19 protein-coding genes and 1 riboswitch are annotated in these 19,391 nt (G+C 55.6%); of the genes, 5 read left to right on the top strand and 14 right to left on the bottom strand.

The features are described 5' to 3' along the window. Positions 1–24 precede the first annotated feature (24 nt). Complete coding sequence (gene pta / locus DFG60_RS08495; protein WP_114571331.1) at positions 25–1,014, bottom strand: phosphate acetyltransferase; 990 nt, start codon at positions 1,012–1,014, stop codon at positions 25–27. A gap of 354 nt (positions 1,015–1,368) precedes the next feature. On the opposite strand from pta, the gene hemQ reads away from it, so the two are divergent. After that, entirely contained in the window at positions 1,369–2,145 is a 777-nt protein-coding gene (gene hemQ / locus DFG60_RS08500) for a hydrogen peroxide-dependent heme synthase (protein ID WP_114571332.1), read from the top strand. 263 nt (positions 2,146–2,408) lie between these two features. Here the strand turns inward: hemQ and DFG60_RS08505 are convergent, their stop codons facing one another. Both DFG60_RS08505 and DFG60_RS08510 read right to left on the bottom strand, forming a co-directional pair. Continuing rightward, entirely contained in the window at positions 2,409–2,777 is a 369-nt protein-coding gene (locus tag DFG60_RS08505; protein WP_114571333.1) for a DUF423 domain-containing protein, read from the bottom strand. A 1-nt stretch (position 2,778) separates the two neighbouring features. Beyond that, positions 2,779–3,384, bottom strand: coding sequence for a trimeric intracellular cation channel family protein (locus tag DFG60_RS08510; protein WP_114571334.1), 606 nt, complete (start codon positions 3,382–3,384; stop codon positions 2,779–2,781). Positions 3,385–3,546: 162 nt separating this feature from the next. Here DFG60_RS08510 and DFG60_RS08515 point away from each other — a divergent pair, with 162 nt between their 5' ends. Both DFG60_RS08515 and DFG60_RS08520 read left to right on the top strand, forming a co-directional pair. Further along, positions 3,547–5,172: an ABC1 kinase family protein gene (locus DFG60_RS08515; RefSeq protein WP_114571335.1), complete on the top strand. Its 1,626-nt coding sequence runs from the start codon at positions 3,547–3,549 to the stop codon at positions 5,170–5,172. Between the two features lie 167 nt (positions 5,173–5,339). Continuing rightward, positions 5,340–6,317: a cation diffusion facilitator family transporter gene (locus DFG60_RS08520; RefSeq protein WP_114571336.1), complete on the top strand. Its 978-nt coding sequence runs from the start codon at positions 5,340–5,342 to the stop codon at positions 6,315–6,317. Between the two features lie 67 nt (positions 6,318–6,384). Here DFG60_RS08520 and DFG60_RS08525 read toward each other — a convergent pair whose 3' ends face one another. The 5 genes from DFG60_RS08525 to DFG60_RS08545 form a co-directional block, all read right to left on the bottom strand. Beyond that, on the bottom strand, positions 6,385–7,005 hold the full coding sequence (locus tag DFG60_RS08525) for a hypothetical protein (protein ID WP_114571337.1): 621 nt from the start codon (positions 7,003–7,005) through the stop codon (positions 6,385–6,387). A 104-nt stretch (positions 7,006–7,109) separates the two neighbouring features. Further along, positions 7,110–7,787 (bottom strand): thermonuclease family protein, encoded by a 678-nt coding sequence (locus tag DFG60_RS08530; RefSeq protein WP_114571338.1) that lies wholly within the window; start codon positions 7,785–7,787, stop codon positions 7,110–7,112. Further along, positions 7,784–8,152 (bottom strand): thiol-disulfide oxidoreductase DCC family protein, encoded by a 369-nt coding sequence (locus DFG60_RS08535; RefSeq protein ID WP_198661570.1) that lies wholly within the window; start codon positions 8,150–8,152, stop codon positions 7,784–7,786. Before DFG60_RS08535 ends, DFG60_RS08530 begins: the two co-directional genes overlap by 4 nt. Then, positions 8,149–8,796 (bottom strand): SDR family oxidoreductase, encoded by a 648-nt coding sequence (locus tag DFG60_RS08540; RefSeq protein WP_114571340.1) that lies wholly within the window; start codon positions 8,794–8,796, stop codon positions 8,149–8,151. Before DFG60_RS08540 ends, DFG60_RS08535 begins: the two co-directional genes overlap by 4 nt. A gap of 63 nt (positions 8,797–8,859) precedes the next feature. Further along, entirely contained in the window at positions 8,860–9,132 is a 273-nt protein-coding gene (locus DFG60_RS08545) for a DUF5327 family protein (RefSeq protein WP_114571395.1), read from the bottom strand. Positions 9,133–9,180: 48 nt separating this feature from the next. Between DFG60_RS08545 and DFG60_RS08550 the strand changes: the two genes are divergently transcribed. Together DFG60_RS08550 and DFG60_RS08555 are read left to right on the top strand one after the other, a co-directional pair. Beyond that, complete coding sequence (locus DFG60_RS08550; protein WP_232818681.1) at positions 9,181–10,158, top strand: Gfo/Idh/MocA family oxidoreductase; 978 nt, start codon at positions 9,181–9,183, stop codon at positions 10,156–10,158. A 30-nt stretch (positions 10,159–10,188) separates the two neighbouring features. Beyond that, positions 10,189–11,847, top strand: a complete 1,659-nt coding sequence (locus tag DFG60_RS08555) for a glycerol-3-phosphate dehydrogenase/oxidase (RefSeq protein ID WP_114571342.1) — start codon at positions 10,189–10,191, stop codon at positions 11,845–11,847. 118 nt (positions 11,848–11,965) lie between these two features. Here DFG60_RS08555 and DFG60_RS08560 read toward each other — a convergent pair whose 3' ends face one another. The 6 genes from DFG60_RS08560 to DFG60_RS08585 all read right to left on the bottom strand — a co-directional run bounded on the left by DFG60_RS08560 (position 11,966) and on the right by DFG60_RS08585 (position 18,918). Further along, entirely contained in the window at positions 11,966–13,399 is a 1,434-nt protein-coding gene (locus tag DFG60_RS08560) for an amino acid permease (RefSeq protein ID WP_114571343.1), read from the bottom strand. A 166-nt stretch (positions 13,400–13,565) separates the two neighbouring features. Beyond that, the gene (locus tag DFG60_RS08565; protein ID WP_114571344.1) at positions 13,566–14,852 is read right to left on the bottom strand and encodes a DUF2252 domain-containing protein; all 1,287 of its coding nucleotides are present in this window, start codon (positions 14,850–14,852) and stop codon (positions 13,566–13,568) included. A 60-nt stretch (positions 14,853–14,912) separates the two neighbouring features. Next, the gene (msrA, locus tag DFG60_RS08570) at positions 14,913–15,857 is read right to left on the bottom strand and encodes a peptide-methionine (S)-S-oxide reductase MsrA (protein WP_114571345.1); all 945 of its coding nucleotides are present in this window, start codon (positions 15,855–15,857) and stop codon (positions 14,913–14,915) included. A gap of 80 nt (positions 15,858–15,937) precedes the next feature. Further along, positions 15,938–16,120, bottom strand: a complete 183-nt coding sequence (locus DFG60_RS08575; RefSeq protein WP_114571346.1) for a hypothetical protein — start codon at positions 16,118–16,120, stop codon at positions 15,938–15,940. Between the two features lie 50 nt (positions 16,121–16,170). After that, positions 16,171–17,268, bottom strand: coding sequence for a glycerol dehydrogenase (locus DFG60_RS08580; protein WP_114571347.1), 1,098 nt, complete (start codon positions 17,266–17,268; stop codon positions 16,171–16,173). Positions 17,269–17,418: 150 nt separating this feature from the next. After that, positions 17,419–18,918 carry an amino acid permease gene (locus DFG60_RS08585; protein ID WP_114571348.1) on the bottom strand — a complete coding sequence of 500 codons (1,500 nt, stop codon included), beginning with the start codon at positions 18,916–18,918 and terminating at the stop codon, positions 17,419–17,421. Positions 18,919–19,078: 160 nt separating this feature from the next. Continuing rightward, positions 19,079–19,258, bottom strand: a riboswitch (Lysine riboswitch). Positions 19,259–19,391 lie beyond the last annotated feature (133 nt).

Below are 19,391 nucleotides of genomic sequence, written 5' to 3' on the forward strand. Positions count from 1 at the left end.
AATATCGGGAAACTCTCTTCGTGTTTAAGCTTCTGCGCGCTCGTCGAGTGCCTGGGCAGCCGTGATGAGTGCAAGTTTGTAGACGTCCTCTTCGTTGCAGCCGCGTGACAAGTCGTTGACCGGCTTGTTGAGACCTTGAAGGATCGGTCCGATCGCTTCGAATCCGCCGAGGCGTTGAGCGATTTTGTAGCCGATGTTACCTGCTTCGAGGCTCGGGAAGATCAGGACGTTCGCCTGGCCTGCGACATCCGAATCCGGTGCTTTCGTCTTCGCGACGCTCGGGACGAACGCTGCGTCGAACTGAAGTTCTCCGTCAATTGCGAGTTCCGGAGCACGTTCCTTCGCGAGGCGAGTCGCTTCGACGACGCGTTCCGTCTCAGGTGACTTTGCCGACCCCTTCGTCGAGAAGCTCAAGAGCGCGACTTTCGGCTCGATGCCGAACGTCTTCGCCGTCTTCGCGGAAGCGATCGCGTTTTCTGCCAGGTCGTTCGCATCCGGTGCGATGTTGATCGCGCAGTCTGCGAATACATACTGCTCGTCACCGCGTACCATGATGAACACGCCTGATGTCTTCTTGTAGCCTTCCTGCATCTTGATGATCTGCAAGGCTGGACGTACCGTGTCAGCTGTCGCGTGCATCGCACCCGAGACGAGGCCTTCTGCCTTGCCCGTGTGGACGAGCATCGTGCCGAACGTGTTGACGTCCTTCAAGATCAGTTCACGTGCCTGTTCTTCCGTCGCCTTACCTTTGCGGCGTTCGACGAACGAAGCGACGAGTTCCTCAAGACCTTCGTAAGTAGCCGGATCGATCGTCGTCAAATCCCCGAGCTCGATTCCGTTCTCGCTTGCCGTCTGTTCGATTTTCTCGCGCGGTCCGATGACGATCGGTGTGACCATCCCGTCATTTTTCAAACGAACTGCTGCGCCGAGGACGCGCGCGTCGATTCCTTCCGGGAAAACGATCGTCGGGCGGGCCGCCTTTACCTTCGTTTCGAGCATTTCAAATAGTTGCATGAATATCTCTCCTTATAATGGATTGCGTCGCGAACGAAATGTTCACACGTCGTTCAAACCTTCTCACCACATTATACACAGTTCAGTTTCTCTTATAAAACAATTTGAATCCTACAAAGAAATTCCTTTGATTATCAAGAAGAACCGCCATGTGGTACAGTGAATCAAAACGATTGATACAGAAGAGGACGAGCTCATTCTGTCGTTCCCCTATCTTTCATTCCCCGGATTGCACCGGACTACGCATTCAGCGGGATGTTCGCGCTGTCACGCCCCGCTCTCTCCTTTTTCGGAAATATGGTACGATGGAATACGGTAGCACCATCATTCATGAATTCTCAAGGAGGCTTCATCATGCAACATCAATCAACCGAACCTACAGCTACGCAACAGGCAGCGGAAACGCTCGACGGCTGGTATACGCTTCATGATTTCCGCCGGATCAACTGGACGGAACTCAAAAAACTCGACGCGGCAAAACGCGAAGAGATGATCGCTGAATTCCAGCAGTTCCTTGCACAGATGGATGAGGTGGAGGCGAAGAAGGAAGGCAGCCATGCCCTCTACACAGTGATCGGGCAGAAAGCTGATCTCGTCTTCATGGTGCTTCGTCCAACGATGGAGGAGATCCAGGACGTCGAGCTCTCGCTTCAGAAGCTTGCTCTCTACGAATACCTCATCCCGAGCTATTCCTACGTCTCTGTCGTCGAACTCGGAACATACCGCGGTTCAGGCGAGGGGGACCCTTACGAGAACCCATACATCCGCGAACGACTCTATCCGACCTTGCCGAAGTCCAAGCACATCTGCTTCTATCCGATGAGCAAGGCGCGCCGCGACAACGATAACTGGTACACGCTCTCGATGGAGAAGCGCAAGGAACTGATGTACCGTCACGGTTTGATCGGTCGCAGCTATGCAGGCAAGATCCAACAGATCATCGGCGGCTCTACCGGCTTCGACGACTGGGAGTGGGGAGTCACGCTCTTCTCGAACGATATCCTTCAGTTCAAGAAGATCGTCTACGAGATGCGCTTCGACGAAGTCAGCGCGAAATATGGCGAATTTGGCGAATTCTTCATCGGAAACATCCTGCCGAGCGAAGAACTGCCACGCCATTTCGCACTTTGATGTGCTAAAAGCTGTTTCGGCCTTCCCTATCGTGGGAATATAATTTCTGCTGACGCATTATTGTATCGTTAAGGAGGAATTACCACCATGGGGAACGCTGTTACTCGATCTTCACGATCTCGTGAACTGCAGTTCGCTGTGCTTTCGAAGGAGTTGAAACCGGTCGCCGATCGCGTCCTGTTTCGCTATGAGCAAGCATTGAAGAAACTGGATCAGACTACTACAACAAAGCGTTGAGACCGAGAAGGTCCCAACGCTTTTTTTCATAGTCCTTTATAGGCGCCGATCGCGACGAAGATCCATGCCGCGATGAACAACACGCCACCGATCGGCGTGATCGCCCCGAGCTTCGTCACCCCAGTCAGCGCCATGATGTACAGGCTGCCCGAGAAGAAGACGATTCCGGCAAGCATGAGCCATCCTGCGAGCGACCATTGCGAAATCGACAGTTTGAGCAGTAACCCGCCGAGCGCGAGGATGCCGAGCGAGTGGATCATCTGATAGAGGACACCCGTCTGCCAGTTCGCGAGCATCCGCTCTGTCAAATGTTCCTTGAGCGCATGGGCACCGAATGCCCCGAGCGCGACGGCGAGCATCATCGAGATGGCGCCGATCATGATCAATACTTTCACTTCATTCTCCCCCTAGACGTCTTGCTGGTAAGTTCCATTCATAATAATAGGATAACATACGAAGCGTCGTGATCAGCCCGAGAAGCGTAAACAGCTGCAGCGGGTCCGACAGTTCGAAATGATCGACGACGATCGCCGCCATGACGGCCCACATCGCATAGATTTCCTTGTGCAGCACGAGCGGCTTCCGTCCTGCGAGCAGGTCACGGATGACGCCGCCTCCGACGCCAGTCAGGACGGCAGCAGAGATAGTAGCCGAAATCGGCAGTCCGCGTTCGGCCGCCATTAAAGCCCCCTGGATCGCGAAGGCAGAGAGGCCGAGCGCATCCGCGAGCACGCCCCATTTGCCCCAGTGCGGCAGGAAGAGCTGCGGCAGCATGAAGATCAGAAGCGCTACGAGCACAGCGACGAGGAACAGGTCCTCCTGTTCCCACAGTGCCGAGACCGGTACGCCGATCAACAGGTTGCGGATCGCCCCGCCTCCGAAAGCCGTCGTCAGCGCAAGGAGCCAGACACCGAACAAATCATATTTTTCCTCCATTGCGACGATCGCGCCACTCATCGCGAACGCGATCGTTCCGATGATATTCAACAGTTCCCAGGACATGCTTCACATTTCACCTTTCCAATTAAATTCCACTATTCACTATACGCTTTTTTTCGTCGCCGTAAAGCTTCTTTTTTCGACATTCGGGGACCGTTTGCATATTTCGCTTTTCGGCAATGTAACATATACTGAAGCAAATCGGAAAGGAAGCGGGTTGGTGTTATGAAACGTTGGGCATTCTACCGGATTTTCGTCATCGTGACGATGTTCGCGAAATACATCTACGTCATCTATCGGTTCAGCCGGAAACATCGCGGGACGAACAATGAGGAGTTCGAACGTCTCATGATCGGCATCGCGCGCGACTATAAAAAGAAGGCGCTCCGTCTTGAAGGACTCCTCATCAAGCTTGGGCAGTTCCTTTCGATCCGCGCCGACCTCTTCCCGCCGAGCGTCCTCCTTGAATTGACGGAGCTGATCGACCGCGTCCCTTCGAGCAAGCTCAAGGAATCGCGGGCGATCATGGAAGAGGACTGGGCGATGCCGATCGAGGACGTCGTCACGGACATCAGTCCGAAACCGATCGCCTCCGCTTCGATCGGTGAAGTCTACAGCGCCATCCTGAAGAGCAACGGCAAGAAGGTCGCGATCAAGGTGCAGCGGCCGAACATCGAGAAAATCATCCATACCGACTTCCGCGCGATGCGGATCGTCATCGCGATGCTCCGCCGGACGGCACTCAACAAGTCGACCGATCTGCAGAGCCTCTATCGCCAGATGGTCTTCGTGATCGGTGACGAGCTGAACTTCCAGACCGAACTGAAGAACGCCCTTTATTTCAAACAAGTCTATGAGAACAGCCCGGACATCGAGATTCCGGACTATTATGAGGAATTTTGTACGAACCGCGTGCTCGTCATGGACTTCGTCGAGGCGGCGCGCATCACGGACCTCGACTTCCTCGAGAAACATGGAATCGACCGCGAGGACCTCGCCCGGCGCCTTTTCCTGAACGCTGGCGAGCAGCTGCTTTTCGGAGGGAAGTTCCACGCGGACCCGCATCCCGGCAACGTCCTCGTCCGTGCTGACGGGAAGATCATCCTGCTCGACTTCGGGATGGTCGGCTCGACGACGCCTCAGGACATGCAGGCCATCCGCGGCATTCTCCAGTCGTTCGTCACGCTCGATTACGACTCGATCGTCGACGGCCTCGAGGAGCTCCGCTTCCTCCTGCCGAACGCGAACAAACAGAACATCCGCCAGGCGATCGAACGAGCGGTCAACTTCTATCTCGAGACGAATCTCGAACAGGTCGATACGCGCGTCATCGAGAAGGTGCTTTCAGACATCGAACTGCTCGTCCGAAATGAGCCGATCCAGCTCCCGGCCGAGTTCGCCTTCTTTGGCCGGGCCGTCTCGACGCTGCTCGGCATTCTGCAAATCCTCTCCCCGCACATCAACTTCCTCGAGATCGGGAAGCCGATGGTCAAGCGGTGGCTCGAGAGCGAAGGACGGACGCAGAACCGTTACCTGAAGATCGCCGGGACGTACGGAGCCCGCTTCCTTTCACTGCCGCGCCTCGTCAACGAGGCGCTCGCGGAACCGACACGTTTCCGGTTGTTCGAGCAGCAGAAGTTCGCGCGCAACGCGAACATCGAATCACTCAAAATCCGCCAGTGGACGAGCTCGCTCGTCGGAATCGTCAGTCTGCCGGCAGGTTATGCCGGATACTATCTCGCGGTCTATGAGATGATGGGGGCCGCCCTACTCGTCGCCGTCGTCGCCTTATGGAACGGACGGAGAATCGGACGCCAAATCGTCAGGCTGGCCGACTCTCCGTTCAAATGAATCAATTTTATACAGAATAAAGTTTTTCGAGAATAAGGACGGGGTAAATAAACGGTATCGCAAAGCACGTCAATCGAGCCGCTCCTCCGTCTCGAGCGAAAGAACAGCAGACACATCGTCCACTGTTCTTTTCTCTTTGCCCACTACTATTCAAAAGGAGTCATGACATGGCCACATTTTTCGGTTTATTGAAACGCGGAAATAAGTCCGCCCTCGCCGCAGCTCTCGTCAATACGCTGATCGCCATCATCAAATTTATCGGATACCTGTTGACCGGGAACGTCGCCATGTTCGCTGAGATGATGCATACGACCGGCGACGCCGCCAACCAATATTTCGTCTACATCGGTTCCGCCCTCAGCAAGAAGGCACCGACGAAGCGCTTCCCGAACGGATTCGGGCGCCTCGTCAACCTCGTCCTGCTCGCGGCGATCCTCGTCGTCGCGATTCTCGCATATGAGACGGTACGGGAAGGCTACCTGCATCTCATTCATCCGCCGGGTGAAGCGACGTCCGGCCTTTGGATCATCCTGACCGTCCTCGGTATCGGGGTCGTTCTTGAAATCGGCGTCCTCTACAAGGCGATGACGGAAATCGCTCACGAGACCGGGTTGAAGGCCCGAGGGATTCCGCTCTTCTTCCAAAGTTTCACGAACCTCGGACGCGCGAAGCCGGCGACGAAGCTCGTCTTCCTCGAGGACCTAGTCGCGACACTCGGCGGAATCGTAGCCATCATCGCAGTCTTGATCTCGTACTATACGCCGTTCCATCAAGCGGAAGGAATCGCCTCGATCCTGATCGGTCTGATGATGTTCTACGTCGTCGGGAACGTCTTCATGCAGAACGCAGCAGGTGCCCTCGGTGAAATCGACGAAGAGATGACTGCGAAGATCGCCGCCATCCTGCTCGCCGACTCGGAAGTACGTGACATCGAGAAGCTCGAAGTCATCAAGGAAGGCGACCACTACCATGTCGAAATCGAAGTGGAAGTCGACCCGACGCTGACGATCGCGCAAGCCGATGACATCAAGGACCGTCTCGAGCTGCAGATCCGCGTCCTAAAAGGCGTATCGGACGTCACGATCGCTTTCGATGAGGACGATAACATCCGCCATTATCAGCCGCCAGCGACACCGCCGGAATGACGCACAGGGCAAATTCAACACAAATTCAAAGGAGCAGATCGGCAATTATCGCCGCCTGCTCCTTTTGTCATGCTTCACCAACCGATTCTTTCGTACGGATCCGAACAGCATTCGGGTCAGTGACGTCACTCTCGGCAAGGCCGTCGATCGTCACTTCCTCAAGCGTGCATGTTTCTCGAACGACGCTCGTGATTTCCCCCCGCCAGTGCGGCAACAGGTGATATAAATCCGCTTCGAGCCCGTCCTGCTTCACTGCGATCTGCATCCGTGTAACCCTTATGCCGTCATCCAACGAGTCGACGGCATCCTCATGTGTTTGAAGCTCGATCCGAAAACCGTACGGCGTAGCGAGGAACGTCCGTCGCTCTCCATCGTCGACGCTCCAGCCGAGGCGCCGGGCGCGTTCGCAGATTTTCCGTTTCTCGTCGTCCGAGACGAGGAGGCCGATGTGGTCGAACATCACCCGTTTGCCGAAACCGAACGTGATGTTGACCGCCCCCCGCTTCATCTCGACGATGCGAAAGAGGACCTTCTTCTCCCGAAAATCGTCCCATTCGAGCGGTGGGTTGAACTCCTGAAACGTTCCTTCATGTTTGCCGATCCTTTGGGTGACGCGAAATCCCTGGTTCATATAAAATCGTTCCGTCTCCTCGACGAACGGTGTCCAGTAATGAAAATGGAATAACATGAGATACACCTTCCTTTTTCTGACTATTCCAGTTCAGGATAACAAAAAAAGCTCTCCCTGCCTATTCAGGCCGGAAGAGCTTCGCTTGATTGTTGTTTGGTTTCTCATTGTGCTCGGCGGAAGCCGGCGTCTCTCGCGTCCTGTTCGCTGCAGAACATCTCTTCTGGTTTCACTTCATCGTAGGAGCGCCCGCCCGGCAGATGGTAGAGCTTTGCGCCGGAACGATTGATGTTGCCTTTGATCGCACAATCCGGATCGTCAGAGAGCGCCTCGTCGAATCCTCTGTCGGTCGCATAGTTCTCGATCGACCAGATCCCTCTTTCTTCCTCACGAGCGGTCTTCTCGATGGCGCGAAATTCGTCGACGTATCGCGTGTCCGGTTCGAATACATAAGCGACTCGAGCGAGTCCTTCACGCAGCAGGACCTGATTGATCATCTCGTCATCCTTCCAGACATATGCGAGCAACCGGCCGTACTTGTCACGTTCCGAGACGTCCCGTTCGAGCGTCACTTTCGTTCCTTCCGGCAGCAACTCCTTCGTCAGACGCGAGGCTTCCTGTCCGAACGGCTGGACAGGTTTATCCGGATGGACCGTCTCTGGCGTGTCGATCAGTAGCATCCGGACGTCCTCGACTTTTCCGTTCTCGCTGCGCACCTCGATCGTATCGCCGTCGACGACGCGCTCGACCGTCACGGTGTTCGTCTTCCCTTCAGGAGCGGCGACATCCGTCGTACTGCAGCCTGCGAGCAGCATGCTCGCGATGATGACCCATCGCTTCATACCGGCCCTCTATTCCCTGACAGCGAACAATTCTCCTCGCAACGGACAGGGACGACACGATTTCTTGCGATGAAATCATATAGGGGTTGACCAAATCCGGCCAAGATCGACAACAGGACGAACGGGGCGAACGGACGGAGCATCGGCAAGGTGCGTGTCAGCAGCAGGACTCCGTCGATGCCGCCGTAGCGAACCTCGCCGCGCTCGACATGCATGCGCGCAAGCAGGACATCGCGGTCTTGCGCCGGCTCAATCCGGGCATCACGAAAGCTCAGGATCCCTTGAGCGTCAAGCTTCTCGAGCAACGCCCGGGAACGCCGGCAAAGCGGACAGTCCCCATCGTAATAGACCGTCAAACGCTTCACTTCTTGAAAACCCACTCGACCTGGTCGCGCGTCTCGTACAGCTCATAAAACGCATCCGCGATATGCGCCGGGTCGAAGAAGCCGCCACGCTCGACCGTGCCGGCGATCGTGACCGTCCCGACATAGACGCCTTTGTCCGCGAGCGTCTCGTTCAACATGTAGACGAGCTGTCTCAGGCCTGCCTTGCCGATCGACAGGCCAGGGAGGGACTTGATCGGGTGAAGCGCCGTTCCGCCTCCGGTCATGAGAATCGTCCCTTCCCCCCGCTCGACCATCGCAGGGGCGACGAGCTGTGCGGCATGAAGAGCACCAAGCACGTCGATTTCGAACTCCTTCGCCACCTGCTCCGCCTCGACTTCAAGGACCGACGCCTGATGCAGCATCGAAGCGTTGTAGTGAAGGACGTCGACCTGCCCGTATTGCTCGATCGTCCAATTGATCAGCGATTCGATGTCCTGGCGTCTCGAAGCATCACACTCGACGCCCACAGCTTCGATTCCTTCCTCCTTCAAGGAGGAGACGACCGCAGACAACGTCTCGGTCTTTCGGGCCGCACAGACGACGTGGAACCCTTCTCTTCCGAATCGTTTCGCGATTTCGAGCCCATTCCCTGGTCCTGCTCCGATGATGATGATCGTCTTCATGAAAATACCTCCTCTTATTTGAATTCCATATCGCTTTTCATTCCCTGTTCGTGCGCCTTGTATTCAGAAATCAAGCAACGAAGAAGGTTTTTCCTCTTCGTCTGTAGAAAGCCCTAGAAACTTCGCCATCATCGGATCGACTTTCGGTTCCGGGTTCGCAGCACCGGGTACGACGACCTGAGGGGCGGATGTCCCTGCCGGCTCCTCACTGAGCAGCAACAGCTCACAGTAAGCTTTCAGCGCCGCGACCTCCTGAGTCCTGACCGTACCGGTCGTCTGTCCGATGCGCTCCATCGCTTGTCTCATCTTTTCGATTACTTGTTGTTCACTGATCATGATCATTCACCTTTCTTATTCGACGGAAGGCATTATTTCAGGAAGGAAGTGCTTCAATTGATACGTACCGCACTGATCGGATTCGGACTCGCGGGAGAACATCTTCATGCGCCTTATCTGAGGGGACCGGATTACGAGTTGACGGCCGTCCAGTCGAGCCGTCCGGACGCCGTTCGGGCGAACTACCCGGATGTCCCTGTCTACGGCTCGCTCCATGATATTCTCTCGCACCACGACATCGACCTCGTCGTCATCGCGACACCGAACGCCGAGCATTATCCGCTCGCGAAACAGGCGCTCGAGCATGGTTGTCACGTTCTCGTCGAGAAACCGTTCACGGTCACACTCGAGGAGGCGGAGCATCTTTCAGCACTCGCTTCTTCCGTCGATCGTTTGCTAACAGTCTACCACAACCGCCGTTATGTGAAGGATTTCCATACGTTGATCAAGCTGAAGGAAGCCGGTGAATTCGGCGATATCTATACGTTCGAGGCGCACTACGACCGCTATCGTCCGGACGTCAAGGAACGGTGGCGCGAGCAGGACGTCCCCGGTGCCGGCCTGCTCTATGACCTCGGTTCGCACCTGATCGACCAGGCGTTGACGCTCTATGGCGAAATGCCGGATCGTGTCTTTTGCGACCAGACGATCCAGAGGACGGGAGGCATCGTCGATGATTATACCCACCTCATCCTCGCCTTCGGAACGAGGCGTGCCGTCCTGCATATCGGTTCGATCGTCCCTTCGCCCGGGCATTCACTCGTCGTCCACGGGACGGAAGCAAGCTTCTTCGTCGATACGGTCGACACGGAGCGTGAGACGTTCGAATGGGCGTTGCCCGAGCAGCCGGCGATCGCACGCCCGTTCCTCGCCTCGTCCTTCGCCGACTATTACCTCGACCTCGCCCGTGCCATCCGCGGCGAGGCTCCGCTTGCGGTGACGACCGAGGAGTGCGTATCCGTCATGAATATCATCGAATGTGCTCAAAAAAGCGTAAAAGAGGGTAAATGGATAAGACTGGAGTAATCACAAATTTCGAACAGGGGGAATCGCGATATGTTCTCAAGTACAGAACGCACAGCATGGCTCGAAGAGATGGGGCAGGAACTGCTTGATGTCCTCGTCATCGGCGGCGGCATCACGGGCGCAGGCATCCTGCTCGACGCGCAAAGCCGGGGCATGCGCACCGGGTTGATCGAGATGCAGGATTTTGCCGAAGGGACTTCGAGCCGCTCGACGAAGCTCGTCCACGGCGGTCTTCGTTACTTGAAACAATTCGAAGTCAAACTCGTCGCGGAGGTCGGGAAGGAGCGCGCGATCGTCTACGAGAATGCGCCGCACGTCACGACGCCTGAATGGATGATGCTACCGTTGATCGAGGGCGGGACGTTCGGCAGTCTGTCGACATCGGTCGGACTTCGCGTCTATGACCAGCTGGCCGGCGTACGACGCCATGAACGACGCTCGATGTTGTCCAAGGAGGAGACGCTGCATTATGAGCCGCTCCTTCGTTCGGAACACCTCGTCGGCGGCGGACGGTATGTGGAGTACCGGACGGACGATGCACGTCTGACGATCGAGGTGCTGAAGGCAGCCATCTCCTATGGCGGAAGAGCCGTCAACTATACGAAGGCGGAGTCGCTCGTCTACCATAACGGCAAGGCAGTCGGCGTCGACGTACGGGACGTGTTGACAGGGAAGACCTACACGATTCGCGCGAAGAAAATCATCAACGCGACAGGACCGTGGGTAGATGAACTGCGTGAAAAGGATGGATCGAAATCAGGAAAATCGCTCCACCTGACGAAGGGTGTCCACCTCGTCATCGACCAGTCCCGCTTCCCGCTCCGTCAGGCAATCTACTTCGACGTCGCAGATGGCCGGATGATCTTCGCTATCCCGCGCGACGGGAAGGCGTACATCGGAACGACCGACACGAACTATACAGGTGATATCCTGGAGCCAGGCGTCACGGTCGAGGACCGGGACTACCTGCTGCAAGCGACGAACGATATGTTCAACGTCGAACTGACGGCTGAGGACGTCGAGTCCTCGTGGTCCGGCCTGCGTCCGCTTATCCACGAAGACGGGAAGGATCCGAGTGAACTGTCACGGAAGGACGAAATCTTCGTCTCTCCATCCGGCCTGATGTCGATCGCAGGCGGCAAGCTGACAGGATACCGGAAGATGGCCGAACGAATCGTCGACATGGTGGCAAAACAATTCAAGGAAGAAGAGGACCGGATCTACCTCGCCTCCCGGACGGCGAAGATTCGCCTCGGAGGTGGTCACCCGGAAGGAAGCAAAGGATTCGAGCGCTACCTGAAGGAACAGCAGCCTAAAGGCGAGGCGCTCGGTCTCTCACCGAATGAGACGACTTGGCTGATCCAGCGTTACGGAACGGACGTCGAGCGGGTCTTCGACCTGATTCGTGCTCGCGGTCCGGAAGCAGCTCGCTATCAACTTCCTCTCCACTGGTATGCCGCCCTTCTTTACGGGCTCGAGAACGAGCTCGTCATGCAGCCTGGGGATTTCCTGAATCGCCGCTCTTCCGCCGTCTTCTTCGATTTCCCGAGAGCACAGCAATACGCAGACGGCGTTCTCGCCGCGATGCGTACCGAGCTCGGTTGGTCGCCGGAAGAAGAGGCGAAGGCCAATGAGAGTATCAAGCGCGAATTTGATGCGGTCCGAATCAATGATGCAATCTCCCTCTGATCATTCATCCTGTCTCAGGCTCCGGCCTGAGACAGGATTTTTTTCGAACAGACGAAAAACGGGTTCACACCTCTCACGAGAGAAGTGCGAACCCGTTTTGAATTTGAGTTTTTTCGAATCAGTCTTCCTTCGTCGGCGCGAACTCCGCTGCTGGTGTCTGACCAGTCTCGAGGTTCGAGTTGCGACGGGCGAACGCGAAGTAGAGTACAAGCCCGATCGCGAACCAGATGAAGAAGGCGATCCACGTCTCGATTTTCAAGTTGAACATGAGGAACAAGCAAGACGCGATTGCTGCAATCGGAACGTAAGGCATGCCCGGACATTTGAATGCACGCGGGAGATCCGGTTGTGTCTTGCGGAGAATCAAGACGGCTACAGAGATCAGGACGAACGCTGCGAGCGTCCCCATGTTGACGAGATCGGCGATGACGTTGAGCGGAACGAAACCTGCGATCGTCGCGCTCGTGAGGCCGATCATCCATGTCGCCTTGAATGGAGTCTTGTATTTCGGATGGATCTCCGAGAACACTTTCGGGAACATCCCGTCACGCGAGATAGCGAACGCGAGACGCACCATACCGTATGTCATGACGAGGATGACCGTCGTGATCCCGAGGATAGCTCCGAGGTCGACGAATCCTGCGACCCAGTTCTGGCCAGCAAGTTGCAGAGCAAGTGATACCGGGTGATCGACACCCGCGAATTGCTGGTAAGGAACGATTCCTGTCATGATCGCCGCGACGATGACGTAGAGAATCGTACAGACGGCGAGCGACCCGATGATGCCTCGCGGCAAGTTCTTTTGCGGGTCACGGACTTCTTCAGCCGCAGATGTGACGGCATCGAATCCGATGTAGGCGAAGAAGACGATAGCTGCCCCAGAGAAGACCCCACCCCATCCGAACGGTGTGAACGGTGTCCAGTTCGTCGGCTCGACGTATCCGACGCCGACCACGATGAACAAGACGACGACCGCCAGCTTGATGACGACCATGATGTTGTTGACACGTTTCGTTTCCTTGATTCCAAGCGAGAGGAGAAGCGTGATGATTGCGACGATCAAGAACGCCGGCAAGTTGAAGAATGTCGATTGTCCTTCGACCGCTCCAGGTGCTGCAGTGAGCGCAGTCGGCAAGTGGAGGCCGAAACCTGCCATTAGCGATTGGAAGTAACCGGACCAGCCGGCAGCGACCGCGCTCGAGGCCAGTCCATATTCAAGTATCAAGTTCCAGCCGATGACCCAGGCGAAGATTTCGCCCATCGTCGCATACGTATACGTATAGACGGATCCGCTGACCGGAATGGTAGATGCGAATTCAGCGTAAGCGAGAGCTGCCAACGCACAGGCGATGGCCGAAAGAATGAAGGAGACGATGAGTCCAGGTCCTGCTGTCAGCGCACCCGTCCCGGTAAGGACGAAGATTCCGGTGCCGATGATGGCCCCGATCCCTAAAAATGTCAAGTCGATGGCGCCTAGATTTCGTGCGAGCCCTGTACCCTGCTGGCTGGCAGCAATCATAGCGGAGATATCTTTTTTCCGCGTCAAACTCATGTTGTACTTCCTCCCTGTTTCTTTTTCTTTTTTTCAAAACTTAGTTACAAATTTACAAAGTTTTCTGACAAATTAATATAGGTCAAAAGACCCATCTTTTTTATTTTGTTAGGTCATACCTTCTGACAACGAAAAAACGCCGTCTGGCGGCGTTTCTCCGGTTTCCTTAACGCTGACGCGATTGTGCCCACTCCTGGAAAATCTTAAAATCTTCCCTGACCCTTCGCGCATAAGCTTCCGCAGACCGCGAGACTTGGCTGATGAAGGCCTGGTCTGACTTACCGATCGACGAGACGATCATCTGGTCCGCGTGATGCGCCAAGAGCTCTGAATCAGCATCGGCCCGGGCGTGAATCTTGGCTGTGATCTTCCCTTGGATCGCTAGTGTCGACAGCAGGTCTTTCGCATCAGAGATGTGCTTCGCCTTAAGCTTCTTTTTGAAGGGAGAACGCTCCCGGACGTAGAATTCCTCCCCTTTCATGGTCATATAACCTAGAAATGTATCCTCATGGGCTTGCATCGCCTTTTGCGTGGCGACGATTCGCAATCCTTGGTGGACCGTCTCGACTTCCGGACGATAGGCCGGAAGGAAGAGGGCCGGGACCGGTGACTGGGCTTGCTTCATCTCAAGAATCGTATCGGCATGTTCCCCGCCCTCTCCCTCGATCAGGATATAGAAGCGTTTCAATCCGATCGATGCCGTGCCGCTTTCGATTTTCGTCACGACGTCCTTGATCTTATAGAACGAAGGAGTTTGCCTGTCTTCTTCATCGATCGTCTCGATATAGGAAGGCCAGACGGAGCGAATCGCGTCGAGCGTCGTCTCATCGACGGGCACCATATCCGGCATCTGTTTGAAGCGGCGCTCTCCTCCATGCAGTTCCGTCCGTTCCGCGAGCAGCTCTGCTTGTTTCTTTTCCGCTTTCTTGATCAGCTTCTTGACAGGACCTTTCGTATTTCCCTTCGTATAAGAAAACGTGCGCGGGTTTTCTGCTCCTTGCGCGAACAACCGGAGTTGATCAAGATAGCTCTGGCAGAACGCCTCGATCCCGGCGCGCGGATCATGGCCGCATTCCTCTGCGAACAACTGGACCGAGACGGCCATCCGGAGCACATCATAAAGATAGGAGCCAAGATAGCCTTCATCGAAGTCGTTCACGTCATAGACGACTTCTCCTAGAGCATTCCCGTGGACACCGAAGTTCTCGAAGTGTAAATCGCCCTGAATCCAGGTCGGATAGTGCACAGGCGTATCGAAGGCGAGCGGAATCCGTGTCACATCGTAATAGAACAAGTGAGAACTGCCCCGAAAGAAGCGGAACGGGCTCTCAAGCATCTTCGCATATTTCGCCTGACGCCCTTCCTCGTCCAACTGGCGAATCGTCCCGTCATAGAAATCGAGCACCTTCGCAATCGTCGTCTTTCTGATTTCAGCATAGACTTCTTCAAACATTCCTTTCCCTCCTCAAAAAAAGACGAGCAAAACATATCGTTTTGTCGTCTTTTTCGTCCTTTAGAACATCTTCTTATATTCCCCGTATCCCTCCGCCTCAAGCTCTTCGAGCGGGATAAAACGGAGCGAAGCGGAGTTGATGCAATAGCGGAGACCGCCGAGTTCTGTCGGACCGTCGTCGAAGATGTGCCCGAGATGGCTGTCCGACTTCGACGAACGGACCTCGGTCCGCGTCATGCCGTGGCTCGTATCGAGCGCGACGTCGACCTCCTCTTCAGCGATCGGCTTCGCGAAGCTCGGCCAGCCGCATCCTGAATCGAACTTATCCTTCGAGGTGAACAGCGGAGTGCCGTCGACGATATCGACATAGAGGCCTTGGCGTTCCTCGTTCCAGTATTCGTTGCGAAACGGAGGCTCGGTACCGTTCTCCTGTGTCACCTTGTACTGGATCGGCGTCAGACGCTCCTTCAATTCCTTCTCCTTGTCTGCATCCTTCCAGGCGTCCTTCAAGAACTTGGCACGGCCAGAGCCGACACGATACATCTCGTAACGGAACGGATTCTTTTTATAATAATCCTGATGATATTCTTCTGCGGGCCAGAACGTCGACGCTTTCCGAATGTCGACCGCGACCGGCTTGTCGAAGCGGCCAGATGCGTCGAGACGTGCCTTCGATTCCTCAGCCGCCTCCTGCTGCTCCTCATCGAGATAGAAGATCGCCGGCTGATAAGACTCGCCGCGGTCATTGAACTGTCCACCGCCGTCCGTCGGATCGATCTGACGCCAGAAGATGTCAAGCAGCTCCTGATAGGTGATCACATCCGGATCATACGTCACCTCGATCGCTTCGAGGTGACCGGTCGTCTCGGAACAGACCTCCTTGTATGTCGGATTGTCGGTATGACCACCCGTGTAACCGGAAATGACGCGCTCGACGCCGTCGTATTTATGAAATGGCTTGACCATGCACCAGAAACAGCCGCCAGCAAAAATCGCTCTTTTCATGTTGTACCTCCCCCTTCTGCCTTCAGTTTACCCTTTTTCGGCCTGAGGGATGCCTGACCATGCTCGGTCAATCTTCTTTCCTACTCTTCTTCTTTCTTGCGCAGATTGCGGACGACGATATAGATCGCACCGAACACGAGCACGAGACCGACGAGCGATAGCCAGATGTTGTTCATCCGGTAAAGCATTTGATAGGCGGCGAGCGCAAACAGTAACAGCGCGATCGGCAAGAATGCCCGTTTGAAGTGATACCAATAGTTCATGATTCGACCTCCCTTTCTTACATCATACTCGAAAGGAAAGAAGACCGGCATCATTTCCGAAGGTATGCGAGAGAGTATCGATCTGCCGCGACAATCGCGTCCGCGACGTCCTCTGCCGTCACCCGAAAGGCCTGATGGATCGTCTCACCGTCCATCGTCGCAGCTTGCGCGACCTTCAAGATGTCCTCCTTGCTCGCATCCTTCAACTTGATGTCCTCGAGCGTCACCGGGAGTCCGAGGTCGATGTAGAGAGCGATATACCGCTCAATTTCCTCAGCCGGCCGTCCTTCGAGGGCGAGCTGGACGAGCGTGCCGAACGCTACCTTCTCACCGTGAGTCAAGTGGTGGATTTCTCCTTCGAGCGCCGTGAATCCATTGTGGATGGCATGGGCCGCCGCCAGTCCCCCACTTTCGAAGCCGAGTCCGCTCAACAAGGTGTTCGCTTCGACGACCGCCTCCAGGGCTGGAGTGACGGCCTTCGCCTCAACGGACTGATAAGCTTGCCGCCCGTATTGGAACAGGATCTCTTCACACCGCTCTGCGATCGCAGTCGCTGCGATCGTCGGGACGCCTCCAGCCATCGCGCTTCCGCCAAAGGCGATGACACTGCGCACCTCGACCCAGGTCGCCATCGCGTCTGCGATCCCCGAGGCGAAGAAGCGGGCCGGCGCCTGAGCGATCAGACGGGTATCGACGAGGACGAGATCCGGATTCTTCTTGTAAAATCGGTAACTCTCGAACGTCCCGTCTTCCGAATAGATGACGGACAGGGCACTCGTCGGGGCATCGGTCGAGGCGATCGTCGGAATGATGACGACGTGGATGCCGAGTTCGCTCGCGACCGCTTTTGCCGTATCGAGCGTCTTTCCGCCTCCGATTCCGACAACGAACGTCGTGTCCGCCTCACGCGCGACTTCCGTGATCAAATCGATCTCCTGCCGGGACGCCTCCCCATGGAAGACGATCTCCTCGACAGCGACGCCGGATGACCGGAGTGAATCTGCCACCTTATGACCCGCAATCTCCCACACCATCTCGTCAGCGAGAACGAGCGCTTGCTTGCCGAAGCCCTCTGTGTACGTCCCGACTTTTTCGAGAACATCCTTCCCCTGTACATATTTCGCTGGACTGATGAAAATCCGTTCCATCCTGATCCACCCTTTCTCCAATTGAACCTTAGCGACAAGTACGGTGTTGGTGTTCCTCTAATCCGCTTCGCTGAAACGACAATTCGGGAAGAGTGACGATCATGTACAAAAAAACCGCTTCCCTCACGAAGAGGGAAACGGCATGTGTCGTCAGCGACGCGTCGCAGCTGCTTCAGGGATCTCAAGATCCATGTCTTCGTAGCGGACGACCGACGATTTGTTCTTGAATTTGTAACCAAGCCAGAAGGCAAGGAAGAGCGGGACACCGATGTACGTCGCCGCGATGCTGACCCAGTCGATTCGGTCCGCGAGGAATGCCGCATAGTTCTGTCCGACGATGACGAGGAAACAGAGCGCGAATGCGAACAGCGGTCCGAACGGGAAGGCTGGTGCACGGTAAGGCAGATCGGCGAGGTCCCCGCCTTGGGCGAGATATCCTTTACGGAAACGATAGTGGCTGATCGCGATACCGAGCCATGCGATGAACCCTGTCATCCCCGACGCATTCAAGAGCCACAGGTAGACCTGTCCGCCGAACATCGATGTCAGGAAGCAAAGCGCGCCGATCGCGGCAGTCGCGAGAAGCGCGTTGCGCGGGACACCGTTCTTCGAAATCTGCGCGAACATCTTCGGTGCGTCGCCTTGACGGGCGAGCGTGTAGAGCATGCGTGTCGATGCGTACATCCCCGAGTTACCAGCCGACAGGACCGACGTCAGGATGACGGCGTTCATGAGGGCTGCCGAAAAGGCAAGGCCTACCCGTTCGAAGACGAGCGTGAACGGACTGACTGCGACGTCCGTCAAATCGTTCGAGACGAGGTTCGGACTCGTGTACGGGATCAACATACCGATGACGAAGATCGCGAGGACGTAGAACAACAGGATACGCCAGAAAACTTGTTTGACTGCTTTTGGTACATTTTTTTTCGGATCTTCCGACTCGCCGGCTGCGATACCGACAAGCTCAGTTCCCTGGAAGCTGAAACCTGCGACGAGAATGATACCGATCACGGCCGGAATACCGCCAACGATCGGACCGTCACCGAGACCGAAATTCGAGAATCCGACCGGTTCCGCGTCCGTCATCAGACCGAAGATCATCGCGACACCGACGATGAGGAAGACGATGACCGTGACGACCTTGATCATCGCGAACCAGTATTCCGCCTCACCGAAACCTTTGACTGAGAAGTAGTTGAGCCCTACCATCAGCGTCAGGAAGAGTGCACTCCACCAGAAGCCCGGCACGTCCGGGAACCAGTATTTCATGACGATCTCCGCGGCGACGAGTTCGACCGCGATCGTCACGGCCCAGTTGTACCAGTAGTTCCAGCCGAGCGCGAAGCCGAAGGCCGGATCGACGAATTTCGTTCCATACGTCGAGAATGAGCCGGCGACCGGCATGTACGCCGCCATCTCACCGAGGCTCGTCATCAGGAAGTAGACCATGAGACCGACGACGGCATATGACAAAAGTGCGCCTCCCGGCCCGGCAGCGGCCACAGATGCACCGGATGCGATGAAGAGACCGGTCCCGATCGCGCCACCGATTGCGATCATCGACATATGACGGGCCTGCAGCCCGCGCCGGAGTCCTTCCTCCGTTGAATCGAGCGATTCTGGCGCTCGTTGTGTGTTCAAGTTGTTCATGAATTTCCTCTCGCTTTCTTTTCGTTATATTGGTGTAGTATTCCCGACGTATGAAAGCGAAAAACAAGTTTTTGCGTAAAACACAAAAAAATGCGCCCTGCCTTCCAGATGGAAGACGAGGACGCATGGACGTTTTAAGATCGCGTCTCATCATACCGTCGTGAAAGATAGCTCCCCACAGAAAAAGTTCTGTGACAGTATCAGACCTGTTCGATCTGACCCCAACGCCTTGCCTTCAAGCAACAAGCCGTTTCGGCAATTCTCCCTTTCAAGACATTTCTCCTGCCGCTTGACGACATCCATGTCCCTACTCTTCAGAACTGCAACCTCCATCCCACTGGTTGAGTGAGAATATTTAGTTTCAAGTACAGAAGCTATACTACACGCCGGTAAATTAGTTTGTCAACCATGATTATTGCGGTGATTTCCCGATTGCGCATGGAATAACGGGAAACGATACTATACACTTGATA

Source organism: Exiguobacterium flavidum, from assembly GCF_003344535.1.
Lineage (GTDB): Bacteria > Bacillota > Bacilli > Exiguobacteriales > Exiguobacteriaceae > Exiguobacterium_A > Exiguobacterium_A flavidum.